Origin of the sequence: Wolbachia endosymbiont (group B) of Ablattaria laevigata (assembly GCF_964277395.1) — a bacterium.
Lineage (GTDB): Bacteria > Pseudomonadota > Alphaproteobacteria > Rickettsiales > Anaplasmataceae > Wolbachia.
Map to the genome: position 1 here is coordinate 646051 of NZ_OZ195519.1, position 14153 is coordinate 660203.

The 14153-nt window shown below is 35.4% G+C and carries 6 protein-coding genes and 5 pseudogenes; 5 read left to right on the forward strand and 6 right to left on the reverse strand.

Going from position 1 to position 14153, the window contains the following annotated elements; all coding sequences use genetic code 11:
- Positions 1–61: 61 nt before the first annotated feature.
- Both ACICP1_RS03040 and ACICP1_RS03045 read right to left on the reverse strand, forming a co-directional pair.
- A pseudogene (locus tag ACICP1_RS03040) lies at positions 62–635 on the reverse strand (transposase); the annotation flags it as partial.
- Positions 636–757: 122 nt separating this feature from the next.
- Positions 758–919 carry a hypothetical protein gene (locus tag ACICP1_RS03045; RefSeq protein WP_264686405.1) on the reverse strand — a complete coding sequence of 54 codons (162 nt, stop codon included), beginning with the start codon at positions 917–919 and terminating at the stop codon, positions 758–760.
- 171 nt (positions 920–1090) lie between these two features.
- On the opposite strand from ACICP1_RS03045, the pseudogene ACICP1_RS03050 reads away from it, so the two are divergent.
- The 3 pseudogenes from ACICP1_RS03050 to ACICP1_RS03060 form a co-directional block, all read left to right on the forward strand.
- Positions 1091–1501, forward strand: a pseudogene (locus ACICP1_RS03050) (helix-turn-helix domain-containing protein); the annotation flags it as partial.
- Positions 1502–1738: 237 nt separating this feature from the next.
- A pseudogene (locus ACICP1_RS03055) lies at positions 1739–3048 on the forward strand (IS110 family transposase).
- 28 nt (positions 3049–3076) lie between these two features.
- Positions 3077–3507 (forward strand): annotated as a pseudogene (locus ACICP1_RS03060) (transposase family protein); the annotation flags it as partial.
- A 63-nt stretch (positions 3508–3570) separates the two neighbouring features.
- On the opposite strand, the pseudogene ACICP1_RS03065 reads toward ACICP1_RS03060, so the two are convergent.
- The 4 genes and pseudogenes from ACICP1_RS03065 to ACICP1_RS03080 form a co-directional block, all read right to left on the reverse strand.
- Positions 3571–4085: pseudogene (locus tag ACICP1_RS03065) on the reverse strand (IS6 family transposase); the annotation flags it as partial.
- 83 nt (positions 4086–4168) lie between these two features.
- Positions 4169–5557, reverse strand: a complete 1389-nt coding sequence (gene fumC, locus ACICP1_RS03070; protein ID WP_010401666.1) for a class II fumarate hydratase — start codon at positions 5555–5557, stop codon at positions 4169–4171.
- 191 nt (positions 5558–5748) lie between these two features.
- Positions 5749–7155 carry an ankyrin repeat domain-containing protein gene (locus ACICP1_RS03075; RefSeq protein WP_395461047.1) on the reverse strand — a complete coding sequence of 469 codons (1407 nt, stop codon included), beginning with the start codon at positions 7153–7155 and terminating at the stop codon, positions 5749–5751.
- Between the two features lie 215 nt (positions 7156–7370).
- Positions 7371–10289, reverse strand: a complete 2919-nt coding sequence (locus tag ACICP1_RS03080; protein ID WP_395461048.1) for a WPE palindromic element domain-containing protein — start codon at positions 10287–10289, stop codon at positions 7371–7373.
- 108 nt (positions 10290–10397) lie between these two features.
- Between ACICP1_RS03080 and ACICP1_RS03085 the strand changes: the two genes are divergently transcribed.
- Both ACICP1_RS03085 and ACICP1_RS03090 read left to right on the forward strand, forming a co-directional pair.
- Positions 10398–13484, forward strand: coding sequence for an AIR synthase-related protein (locus ACICP1_RS03085; RefSeq protein WP_395461049.1), 3087 nt, complete (start codon positions 10398–10400; stop codon positions 13482–13484).
- Positions 13485–13765: 281 nt separating this feature from the next.
- Positions 13766–14074: a hypothetical protein gene (locus tag ACICP1_RS03090; RefSeq protein WP_264376426.1), complete on the forward strand. Its 309-nt coding sequence runs from the start codon at positions 13766–13768 to the stop codon at positions 14072–14074.
- The last annotated feature ends 79 nt before the right edge of the window (positions 14075–14153 follow it).

The following is a 14153-nucleotide window of genomic DNA, read 5'->3' on the forward strand; positions in this document are numbered from 1 at the left end:
AATCCATATCTTACTCTTTTTGGACTATTATGAGAAGGGCTATAGTACTCCCAACCAGAACTTCACTTTCAGCCAAATAAAAACCCAAAACTTCTTTTCTGCCATTTTGCTAATATGTTATACATACATTTGCTTACACAATGCCCGTCCTCCTTGACCTTAAAAAACCATGAACACTATTGGATATACAGATTGCAGCGGACGACTGCGCCATTCGTTGATTACCGGTAACAATTTGTCAGTAATACTTGATATCTCTGCTGCAGATATTTTATATTTCTTCTACATGCGATGCTATATCCCATGCCACTGGCATATGTACTTAAAACCTTTGCTTCAAGTTCGGTTTGTTTGCCTTTTTCTGACTACTTGTGGCTCGAAACTTCCTTCTCTATCTCTTGGTGTCAATAGTTCAAATACTTGTCCGTAAAGTCTTTGAATTTCTTCGTTTGTTTTCTTTGCTTTCAGCCGACAAATGGTTTTCTATCTCGCCTTCCCTCTAGCAGTTTTTTTATAAATGGTGTTAATGCTCCATCTCTTCCTGTCAATGGTCTTCCTTCTCGTATAGATGATAAGATATTTGTTTCTAATTCTTTATAGTCTACCAAACCGGTAGTTGTGTTTGCTTGACTCATTGTCAAACCTCCATTTTTTTATCAATTTATTACTTTACTTCTCGGTTTGACACAGTTTATTTAACACTCCCGGGCCACTTGAAACTGATTTTTCTTTGCATTCCAGTTATGCAAGAAATCTATTATATAATATTATTATCACCCTCTTGATAGTTTGTTAGCTCCTCTCCTCCTGAGTTACTTGGTGCAATTATTTGATCAGATTCAGTTGATGGTTCATCAGATCCAAACAACCATGAAAAGAAATTACCAAAAAATGACCCTATTAAAGAAAAAGGCTTCATAAGTATACTAAACAAGTTACTAAAAAAAGAACTTTCTGTCTCTGTAGATTCTGGAGTAGAAGCAGCATAAGCTTGTACATCTGTTTCTTCTAAAGACCTGCTGCAAAAGGTGATTGAAAAAATGATGTGAGAGAGGTAGAAGAAGAATAAGCAGATCAAGTAAGGAAAAAAATGAGCTTTAGTTACTATAATATGAAAAAACACCCAAGAAACTTTCGTAATATAACAGGTTTAACTATAGAGGAGTTCGAAAAGGTGGTGGAAAAAGTGAGGTCTGAATGGGAAAAACTTGAAAAACAGAAAAAGTGTCATGGTAGAAGATCAAAACTACCAACTCTGGAAGATAAGTTGTTTTGCGTAATTTTGTACTATCGCACTTACATAACGCATAGATTTTTAGGATGCCTATTCAATGTACACAACGCAAATGTATGTAGGTTACTTAAGAGAATAGAGCCATTACTCGCCAAAAAAGTGACTATAACAAAAGATAGAAGTATGACATCAGAAAAAATACTAAAGATTCTGGCTGATGTTACAGAACAGCGCCGGACAGATAAAACCTGTCAAACCAAAAAGAAACTTCCTAGCTGAGTGTATAGCAAATTTTATGTATAATTTTGTAGAGAAGAGCTTTTTGCAGTTATAGCCGAACTGTGCAATGGTGCCTTAAGTGCCCGTAGGACAGCGTGGCTTTGGAGGAACGGTCGAACCACTGATTGAGCCTTTTGGGCTACCTCGATTAGAAGAATGTATAACTCAACCGTCCCAAGCTTAAGCACTTCTCAATTATGGATTATTATATAATGGAGATTAAAAATGGCAAAGTTCAAAAGTAAATTAGAGATCTAATGCAGCAGGAATCGATGTTGGCTCGGCTGTACATTATGTATGTGTACCCGAAGGAAGCGATGAACAACGTATACAAAAATTTAGCTGCTTTACGTAAGATCTCTACAACATAGCAAAATGGTTGAAAAAATGTAAAGTTAATACAGTAGCCATGGAGTCAACAGGAGTGTACTGGATTCCTTTGTTTCAAGTACTTGAATCACACGGATTTGAAGTAAAACTGGTAAACGCAAAACATGTTAAAAATGTACCTGGGAGAAAATCAGATGTGCAAATGGATTCAACAACTACACAGTTACGGGTTACTCCAAGGGTCATTTAGGCCAGATGATCAAATGTGTGTATTGCGTAGTTATGTTCGGCAACGTAAAAATTTAATTGAAAATGCTTCTACACATACTTTGCGTATGCAAAAAGCGCTAACACAAATGAATATTCAACTACATAAAGTTATAAGCGATACAACTGGTGTAACTGGAATGCAAATTATTAAAGCAATAATAGATGGTGAGAATAATCCTGAAAAATTGGCTGAACTAAGAGATGGACGAATAAAAAGTGATAAATCTGTTATTGCAAAAGCATTAGCAGGAAACTATAGAAAAGAACACCTATTTACATTAAAGCAAGAATTTGAGCTATATAATATTTATCAGGAAAAAGTAGCAGAATGTGACAGGAGCATTTAAGAATATTATAAAACATTTGAGACAAAGTCTGATGAGAGTAAAAAGTTAGGTGAAGAGAAAAATAAGCACAGAAAAAGTAAACCAAACTTTGCTTTGCATGAAGAATTATATCGAGTAACTGGTATAGATTTTACCAAAATTCCTGGATTGGATATACTAACTGTACAAACTATCATTTCGGAAGTTGGTATTAACTATAATAAATGGCGATCAGAAAAGCATTTTACTTCGTGGTTGGGGCTAAGCCCTGCTAATAAAATTACAGGGGAAAAAGTGTTTAGCACAAGAACACGTAAAGTCATTAATCGTGCCGCGAATGCATTTCGAATGGCTGCTCACTGTGTATCAAGAAGCAATAGCGGAATAGGTGCATATTGTAGAAGGTTAAAAAAACGACTAGGTGCACCAAAAGCGATTACTGCTACGGCAAGGAAATTAGCATGTATCTTTTATAGTATGTTGAAGTATGGACAAGAATATGTAGAAAGAGGAATAGATTATTATGAAACACGTTACAAAGAGAAAGTTGTAAAAAATTTAATCAAAAAGGCACAGGAATTCGGTTATATCTTAGTTCAACAGGAATAACTAATGGGAAGTTTCTTAGAAGCAAATACAGAGACCAGAAGATAGTAAAAAACGGAAGAAATCATATTCAGGAAAAAAAAGAACCAACACTATGAAAACTGAATCGAAGAAGTAGGAAGAATGTTATCAGTGTCAAAGCCATATCGTGTAGTGATTTTCGCATAAGGAAACAAGAAACCACTTGATAGCATAAAACATGCCGATTCTGGATATCAAGGTTGGCAAAAATTGCAAAGCAATGTTATAATTCCATATAAAAAGTATCGTAAAAAGCCATTAACTCCAGAGCAGAAAGAGCATAATAGAAGATTAGCATCATTTAGAATGAGAGTAGAAAACAAGATACGAGAGATAAAGATATTTAAGATTATGTCGAATGTTTATCGCAATTTTCAGAAAAAATATAACCTGAGATTCAATATTATTGCTGGTATTGTAAATCTTAAGCACGCCTTTTAGTTAACCTTCATTTTAGTCACCCTCCTTTCCTTCTTTTTATCGCTTGATTCGCAGCAGGTCTTTTGCGGAATGGAAGCTTTTAAACCCAAGCATTGGCTTTATTAGTTTTTTGATAAATCTATCAACAATATTATTTAGATATTTTATTTGAAGAACTGTAATCTTCAGAAATTTCTGCATTCAAATCATCAAGAGCAGCAGTATTACTGCCGCTTTTATCAATTACAATTTTCTCAGGAAGATAGTTACTCCTGAAGGCTTTACGAAAGAATGCAAGTGCTGCAGACTTGTCTCTACTAACACACAAGTCTACAGTATATAAATAAACCCATTTACCGTTTAATTTAATGTAAGTCTCTCCAACTACTACCAACCTGCTTCTTTCTTTTCCTTACTGCCTCATCTATCAGTGGTGATAACCCACCTTTGTAACGTAGCATTTTGCTCCCCTTATACTCATCATTTCTTCCAAATCTCGATAGCTCAAAGAGAATCGACATTTCATGTATACAGATAACATCCGCTGAAAAGCTAAATCCTTTGAAATATGGCAACAATTTTTGATTGATACGAAACATCTTTGCTTTTTTTTTTAGACAATTATATCATTCTTCTTTCTACTTCCCTACAAATGCGACAGAACCCTAAAAAAGGTGGTAGTTTAACCTACCATCTCCTCTGGTTTCACTATCCTTTCAAACTCCTCCTCAGTGAGCAGTTGAAGTTTTGCTGCTGCTTCTTTTAGAGTGATATTTTCTTTATAAGCAAGCTTCGCTATTTTTGCTGCATTGTCATATCCTATATGCGTATTTAATATAGTAACTAGCATTAACGACTGATTTAGTAAATCCTTTATTCTTTCTTCGTTTGCTTTAATATCAACTACGCATTTCTCTGCAAAATTTAAACTTGTATCAGCTAAAAGTCTTATAGACTGCAAAACATTGTAAATTATCACCGGCTTAAACACGTTCAATTCAAAGTGACCATTTGAGCCACCAATTGTCACTGCAACATGATTTCCCATAACTTGAGCACATACCATAGTCACTGCTTCGCATTGAGTTGGATTCACCTTACCCGGCATGATTGAAGAGCCAGGCTCATTTTCTGGTAACATTATTTCTCCAATTCCACATCTTGGACCAGAACCAAGTAACCTTATATCATTTGCAATTTTCATCAAGCTTACTGCTACTGTATTGAGTGCTCCACTGAGCTCAACTAAAGCATCATTTGCTGCTAGTGCTTCAAACTTATTTTTTGCTGAAATAAATGGAAAATTAGTGATTTTTGCCACTTCTTTAGCAAAATCCTCAGCAAAACCCTTTTTAGTATTGATTCCCGTGCCAACTGCAGTGCCACCTTGTGCAAGTTCATATACATTGCTTAGAGTTGACTTTACTCTCTCTATTCCCTTTTTAATCTGAACTGCATAGCCAGAAAATTCCTGCCCAAGTGTTAGAGGAGTTGCATCTTGCAGATGAGTACGCCCTACTTTTATTATATCTTTAAATTCATGAACCTTATTATTTAGCGCTTTATATAATTCTTCAAGATTGGGAATAAGCAAGCGGTCTATTTGTTCTGCTACTGCTATATGCATTGCTGTTGGAAAAGTGTCATTTGATGACTGACCACAGTTTACATGATCATTTGGATGCACTGGAGATTTACTACCTAAATCACCGCCCAAAATTTCTATTGCACGATTGCTGATCACTTCATTCACATTCATATTGGTCTGCGTCCCAGACCCGGTTTGCCAAACAACAAGTGGAAATTGATTATTAAATTTACCGTCTATTATTTCCTTTGCAGCTGAGCAGATTGCATCCCCTACTCTATTATCTATGCTACCCTGCTTCATGTTAACACGTGCTGCTGCAAGTTTTACTATTGCTAGCGCTTTAATCAGGGGCTCTGGCATTTTCTCTGTACCAATTTTGAAATTTTCCAAAGAACGCTGAGTCTGCGCTCCCCAGTAATGTTCACTTGGTACTTTTACTTCTCCTAAGCTATCTGATTCTATTCTAACTTTTTTATCCATATTTCCTCATTCTAGTGTTTGACATTACCTACATATATGATTAGTTAAATCAAATTGTATTTCAGTGTCAAGTTGAGACATTTTTAGTGAAGACCTTAGAAAACTTTCAAGCCATATCTTTTGCTTCTATTATTTTTTTATTGTTATTAAGGCAATCATGCAACCTTAAGCAATAAACCTACTTTCACTCTCTATAAGGCTATTCTACTTAGAGCTTGAATAGTGAAAACATCTTTAAGCGCAGAAGCTATACCTGTGTTTGCTTTCTCTTTTTTTACTTCTACAACTGTATAACCAAAAATTGCACCTAACGCTAGACTAATGGTAGCTGATGCTGCACAAACTGCAATCGCTGCTCCCGCAGAACATGATATTGTCATACCTGCAACATAACCTATTGCACCACTCACGCCAATGCAGACGTATTTCTTCCGCAGTTCTTTTTGTATGTAACCTTTCAGATATTCTTTTACATCTAAATGCCCGTTTCTAGTAGCATAATTCAGAGCAGTGTTTTCATAGCCATCTTTCACATTAACATTTGCTTTTGCTGTTTCTATCAGGTACTTTACTACCTCTAAATAGCCACTTCCAGCAGCCCACATTAGAGCAGTTCTTCCATAGTGATCTGTTGAATTAATATCTTCTTTCTGTTTTTCTATCAGGTATCTTACTGTTTCTAATTGACCATTTTTGGCAGCTGAAAATAATCCTGCATGATTGTTAATCATTTGTGCAAATGATAATGTTTTTAGTTTAGGGGGTTGTAACTCTTGAGTATTAAAGTTTAATTGTGCTGGAACAATTTCTACTTCAAGCTCTACATGTTCTCTTGTGAAACGATCAAGTAGCCTTTTTACCTGATCAATTGTTTGAATTCTTACCTTATAATACCGCGATAAAGAATTGATTATTTCCCTGTTGTTAAGAAAAAATATCACTAATTCTATTTTACCTGTTAAATCTTTAGCATAGATTGAGTATTCTATATTTAATCTATCTTGTGAAATATTTCGTATTGTCTCACTCCCTGTCCAAATTCTTACCTGTTCATTAATTCTCTTACTTACAAGAAAATTATATAATTCACTATCTTCTTCCTTCATTTTATTGAGCTCATCCTTACAGTCATACCAATAAGATGATAACTCTGGTATACAAGTAGGAAGAGGCAAGCGAGGTATTGACATATCAAGATTAGCTATTAAATGATATCTAGTTAGAAGCTTTGCTATCTCCGTATGGCCATTTACAATAGCATATGTTAGGGCAGAGAATTGACCTTTACGTTTCACATTTAAATCAGCTCCATTTGCTATTAGAAGTTGTACTACCTCAAGATGACCATGGGCAGCAGCATGAATTAGAGCAGTTATGTTTCCCGGAGATTCTGCATTAACATTTGCTCCCTCTTCTATCAAGTATTGTAATATCTCTAGTTGACCATTGTCAGCAGCCCATATTAAAGCAGTTCTCCCATAATCATCATCTATTGTATTAATAATTGCTCCACCCTGTATAGCTTTCTGAACAAAATCTAGCTGTCCTTTTTTAGCAGCATCAATTAGCTGCGCATTTAGCTGTTTTTGTGATGGCATATACCCCTCCTAAAATAAATATACAATTTAAAGCTATTTTAGCCACTATTCAAGTTTTAATGGCTAAAATTGATTGAATCACTTTTTAGTGTTTTTTTATGGTTGTTTGAGTCTAGCAAAGATGAGTCTATATCACAATCTAGTAATTCTCCTACTGCACTTAGTAAACCAGCTGTACAACCAGCTATTTTGATCTGGATGAGAGGAGATATAATTTATAACCACTCCCCTATCCTTTCTAGTTGTTTGTAGATGTTAAATCTCAGGAATTTATCAAAATAAGGAGAGGCAATGAAGGGAGTAGTATCTCTTAAATAATTAGATAAGAAATCTGGTAGAATATTCTGAAATTCATGCATTTTTTGTCTATAATCTTTCAAAGCAATAACCTTTATTTTATCATAATCAAGTTTCCAATAAGCAAGCTCCGAGACTTCTTTTTTTGTTGTGTATTCCACTGCTAAAGCTTGTAAAATTAATTGCGGGAAAAATCCTGACATAACTTCCTCATTGGAAGGTGGTGAACCAAGTTTATAGTCTATAATTGCTACTTGCCCACCTGGTAGATACTCAACTCTATCACATCTTGCTGTCAATAAAATTTCTTCTGTCATTCGAGTATCTGACCAGCTCTTATTACACAATTGTCTGGTGTGTTCATTTGCAATCAAATTTTCTGGATCCAAGTAGTCAAGCACTGGGATGACACCCTTATTCTTAGTGGAAGTTGTACAGCATCCGCGCAGTTGTGTGTCACGCGCTGGAATATGAAATATCGGATAGGAAAAGCTCTTCTCCAACTCAACTTGATTGTTTCCAGTCCTATCAAACTCAACAAAAGATTGAATTATCCTCTGCAACCTTACCCACCACATATTTGAAAAGTGGAATCGATTAGACGAGAATATTTCTCGTGCAATACTCATCAGCGACTTTTCGTTGCGTAAATATCTTGCAAAAATATTGTGTACCATAGTGCCAAACTCCAATATCGATGGCTTAAAATTTAAGTCTTTCAACTGTCTAAGGTTCAGTATGTATTCAACATAAAATGAATAAGGGTTACGAATCAGTTTTTCTACCGCACTGCAAGACATCACTTGCATTTTTTCTTCTCTGACTTTGGCTTGAGGTTTTGGCATAGGCTGAGTACATGGAACAATGCACTCAGGTGTATTTAATATTCTTAGCCAATTGCGATAAGGATATTTTGGTTCTTGTAACAGAACCTCCAAACGGCGCAATAGAATTGATTTTCTATCACTCACTAGCCTCGTAATATAAACCTTGCCGGCACCAAATAAATTGCGCAAAGTATACAAAAAGCACCCTTGCTCTTCTTGCACAGAAGGAAGGTTAAATTTTTCTCTATTCAGTGCACTCAAAAACGGATTCTGAAAATTTGGTATATCATTAAATCCAGCAAGTATTACAACTTTATTTTGATATAAGCTAAATTTATCAAAGTTATTTTCTGGAGAAAAAAACTTCCTTTTTAAAAATAATATCAGGATTTGATTATATAACTCTAAGGAACACTCAATTGCTATACCGTCACATGCATTTAAGAAATCACGAGTAAAATTACCTATTTCACCATTTAGCTCTAGAAAATTCACATTAGAAAGCACATTAACACACTGTAAATGAGCTGCTGCTATATCAGAAATAGGATAATTTATAAGATTAAGTAAAAGATTAAATATAGTTTCTAATCTACTGATAATAATTAATATATCTTCTTTATATCTTAGCTTTTTACAAGTACTAATAGCGTTGATAATATCCTTAAGACCATTTATATCAAAGCTACGCAATACTTCTATCTCAAACTCAGATAAAATACGAGTGTACTCTTCTTGAGCGTAACCAAAAGTCACTAGCCTATGTTTAAGAAGAGAAAGCAATGCCACACCGTTCCATTTTGAGTTCAAAATCTCAATACTATAAAGCAGAAGCGTCGCATAAGAATAGTTTTTCGATATGGGGCACACCATACGAACTGCAAGTAATTTATCAAAAACAACCAAAGAAACGTTTTCATAACCTTCATTCTCCATAATTAGTGACGTCACCTGTGCTTCTTCCTCTCTGGAATCACAAGTGATGACTTCAATATTGCCAATATATCCATTACTAACTTTACTTAGATCGGCAGTTGTATCAAAGACATAATCTAGTTCAGGACTGCCTGTAATCCCAGCCCTCTGATTTTTAGTGTACGAACATTGTAATTTGCAGGTAATTTGAGTAGTAGATGATGTCATTCCAGTGCTTGACACTGGAATCCAGTTTCTATTGTACAGCCACCTGGTGCACTCATTTAAAGTTAAGTTTTCTGGATCCGAGTGTCTGGGCACTGGAATGACATCAGAACACGCTTCTGGCAGAAAACTTACATCCTCTCTGCCTATACTTAAATAATCGAGCAGATCTTTCAGGCAATATTGATAATGTTTTTTATCAAGTGATTGCCAATCTTTCTCTTTAATTTTCAAATTCAGATTAGGTAAAATTATCTTTCCAAATGTCAGGTCGTATACAGCTTTAATCAACAACTTATAAATCTCCTCCTTTCCAATTCCAATAAAGATCATATGCTGATCTTTCTTCAGGGAGGCTATCATATTGTTTATGTAGTCACTCTTATGCTTTAGTATATCTACTACTCCTAAATTTTTTAAAGTGTTACTCCAAGTTTTGATAAGTAAGTTTATGAAATTCTCCATTTTCTTCGAATGCTCATCAAGCTGATAACAATCCGCTATTTGGGTATATTGAAGTAATGACGGCAAACTGTAAACTAGATCGATTGGAAAACTATCATTGTGTTTTTTATTCCACTCCAATATAAATTGAATGAGTAGCAGCGTTCTCTTTGTCGGGTTAATAACTTTAACTCTATCAAGATTTAATATTAAATCTTCTTCATCAATGTTTTCTAGTGAAACTATCTCTGGCAAAATTATAGTTCTGTAATTCTTGAATGCACTCAGCAATGCTATCACATCCCTCTTGCAGGGAAGTATGATCTTTATCTCGGGAATTTTTTCTCTTTCATATTCAGAAAATATGTGCTGAACCAGCACATCAAAAAGGGACTCATTCACATTAACAGTAAAAACTCTTCCCACTAACAGTAACAATTAATACAACACTTTTATTGTATAGAAATTATTTAAAATATAAATGTGCTCGCAGTTTCTTATGCTATGATATATTAAAGTCTTTCACAATATTACATGGCAAACATCAGAATAGAAGTTTTTAATAAATGTGAACAAGTTGGCCGCAGAAGGGTAGTTAATGTTTACTTGATTTACATAAGCAAAGAATTACCATCAAAATTACATGAAGAAATTTGTGGGCTATTTTATAATAAAGTCATACAAGACTGCCGTTATTATTCCTACAATGAAAACCTTGAAGAAGTTCAATATAACTTCATAGAATCACAAGAAAAGTGGGGCTTGGAGATAAGCTTTTTACCTGGCATGACCGATAACGTAGGAAACACGGCAAAACAAATTGTTAGAGAATATCTAATGAGCAAAGGCCACATTGATGAAAGTGTTTCTATCAAGGCAAGAAGTTCAAAATTGATTCTAAGTCAAGGAGGTTTTCCAACCGAAGATGACATAAAACAGGAATTCAATCCTATTACTGAATATTGCACACTTGTCTATAAAGAAAACGGCAATTGCCATTGGAAGTATTACAGTAAACCAAATACCCCACCTGGTGTCATTACAGCGCGTGACCAGGAAAAAAAAGAATGGATTCCAGTGTCAAGCACTGGGATGACACCAGGTAATAATGGAGCAAAATCTGTCAAACTCAATGTAAGTGACCAAGAGCTTGAAAAAATCAGCAGAGATGGAATCGATGGTAATGGCACTTTAGGGCTCTCGCTGGCAGCAATGAAAGCTATAAAGGATTACTTTAAAAAACTCGGTAGAAATCCATATGATATTGAACTTGAGTCTCTGGCACAGACTTGGTCTGAACATTGTAAACACAATATTTTTTGCTCCCCTATTGATGAAATAAAAGATGGTCTATATGCTCATTATATTAAGCGTGCAACGCGTGAGATAAATTCTAACATATGCGTGTCAGTTTTCTCCGACAACGCAGGAGGAATAATTTTTGATGACGATTACTTGATTGTAGATAAAGTTGAAACTCACAATAGTCCTTCAGCTCTCGATCCGTTCGGTGGAGCAATGACTGGAGTGCTTGGAGTTAATCGAGATATAGTCGGTTTTGGCAAAGGTGCAGAACCTATCATGAATACTTATTACTTTTGCTTTGCCAAAGAATCAAAAGGCAAACTTTATAGAGATAAAGAGCGTACTGATAAAATCTTACCACCAAAATATATAATGAAAGAAGTGATTCACGGTGTTAATGTTGCTGGTAATTGCTCCGGTATTCCAACGCAACTTGGATCGGTATACTTTGACGATAGATTCTGTGGAAAGCCATTAGTTTTTGTTGGAAGCATCGGAATTATTCCACGGAATGTAAATAATGCACCTTCACACATAAAAGAACCCAAAAACGGTGATAAAATCGTAATTATTGGTGGAAGAGTTGGAAGGGACGGAATTCACGGTGCAACTTTTTCTTCAGAGGCATTGTCGGGAAACAGCCCTTCAACAATTGTGCAAATTGGTGATCCTATAACACAAAAAAAATTATCCAACGCCGTCGTAAAAGCAAGAGATCTTGGTCTTTATAATGCAATAACGGATAATGGAGCAGGCGGTCTATCATCGTCCATTGGTGAAATGGGAAAAGACGGATTTGAAGTTGATTTGAGCAAGGTTCTCCTTAAAAACGATGGTATGGCTCCGTGGGAAATATGGATATCAGAATCACAAGAGAGAATGACCTTAGCAGTGCCAGAAGAAAATCTTCCTGCGTTTAAGCAAATCATGAAAACACATGATGTGGAGGTCTGTGTAATTGGAGAATTCAACAAAAGTGGCAAAGCCGTTGTTAAATGTCCCCCAGGGGCAGTAATAATGGACATCGAAACTGAATTTCTGCATGATGGTAATCCTAAAATGCATTTACAGACAAAGCTATGGTCTGGAAAATCTAACCCATACGCTGTCATTCCAGAATTCTCTCCTGTTATCCCAGTTCTTGACACTGGAATCCAGCAGGCTTTGTCTGCAAATAAATCTAAAACTTTATGTAAAAATACGTGCGATGGCAGAGTTGAGCTTGAGATAGATTCCAGTGTCAAGCACTGGAATGACACCTTTGCACTAAAAGAAATGCTAAGCAGACCAAACATACGCAGCAAAGAGTTTATAGTGGTGCAATATGACCATGAGGTTCAAGGATCGTCAATACTGAAACCACTGCAAGGCAAGGGAAGAGTGTGCAGTGAAGCTGTTGTCTCGAGGCCAGTCCTTTCTTCAAACAAAGGTGTTGTAAAATCGCAGGGATTTGGCTCAAGTTATGGAGAAATTGACACTTATCACATGGCAGCATGTGCGATTGACACTGCAATACGCAACTACGTAGCTGCAGGAGGAAATATAAATCATCTAGCGTTGCTCGACAATTTTTGCTGGTGCGATGCTTATAATCCAGAAAGATTGTGGCAACTAAAGAGATCTGCAGAGGCTTGTTACAACTTTGCAACTGCATTTAAAACGCCATTCATATCCGGAAAAGACAGTATGTTCAATGACTTCAAGGGATATGACGAAAATGGCGAGAAAGTGATGATATCTGCACCACCTTCACTACTCATTTCAGCAATTGGAGTTATAGACAATATTGAAAATGCGGTATCGCTTGATGTGAAAATGCCAGGGGACTTGATATATGTGCTTGGTACAACCCACGATGAGCTTGGTAGATCTGAATATCAGTTATATAGTGGAATAGATAATAACAACGTGCCAAAAGTTAATGCAAAGAGCGCTAGGAAGTTGTATGAACGTTACAACCAGGCAATAAAAGATGGCATAATTGTCTCTGCAATTGCACCAAACTTAGGCGGCTTAATTATTGCTTTGGCAAAATCGCTAATTGCAGGAGACCTTGGTGCTGAAATTGATCTTTCACTAGTACCAATAGGAAAAACACAAAATACAGACATAATAAACAAGATAATAATGTTTTCTGAATCGCAAAGTAGAATATTAGTAACCATTGCCCCGCAAAATCAGCGGAAGTTTGAAGAATTGTTTAAAGGTATAGTTTTTTCATGTATTGGAAAAGTGACAGAGGAGAAAGCTCTCAATATAAAGGATATTATAAGAATAGATTTGAAAGACTTAGGTACTAGTTTAAATAACTTTTGATTACGCTAGACAAATTTTTCATTATGTGTAATGTCTGATTAAAATAAATGCATATTATTAAATTTGGGTAGGTGATTATGTCCATTTTATCAATACTCTTGCTTATCAGTCTTTCTTTACTTAACACTTCAAATAAATTAATGATATGTGCTGCCTTATTTGTGGGAGCTACTTTAGTTGTAAACTCAATGGTTGAGTTTTATGGTAGAAGCAAAGCTACTTACAGCTTAATAGTGTGTACAGTGATATGCTGTCTTTTTAAATTGCAAAATTTTAGTTTTATGATACTGGTTCTATATACTGCAATTTTAATCTCTCTTCTCTCAAGCATAGTTGTTTTTGAAGAATTAAAGTCGAAATTGAATTTTCATATGGCAAATTTCATCACTTTAATTATAGCATCGGTCATTGATAGTACGATTATTTGTGTTGGACTACTATACAAAATTTCTGCAGGTAAATGCTTATCAATATATATTAAAGATTTAATTTTCAAGTTTTCCTATGCATCGATATTGAGTATCTGCTTGTTTGTAGGAATGTATTTATTCTCCTTGGCAAGCAAGAAGTATTTTAAGGTTTCTGCATAACCCGTCTTCTGATATAGCCAAAATAGTTTAGATTTAACTATAACCGTCATTCCGCTATTTGTTAGTAGCTTGGCAGTAT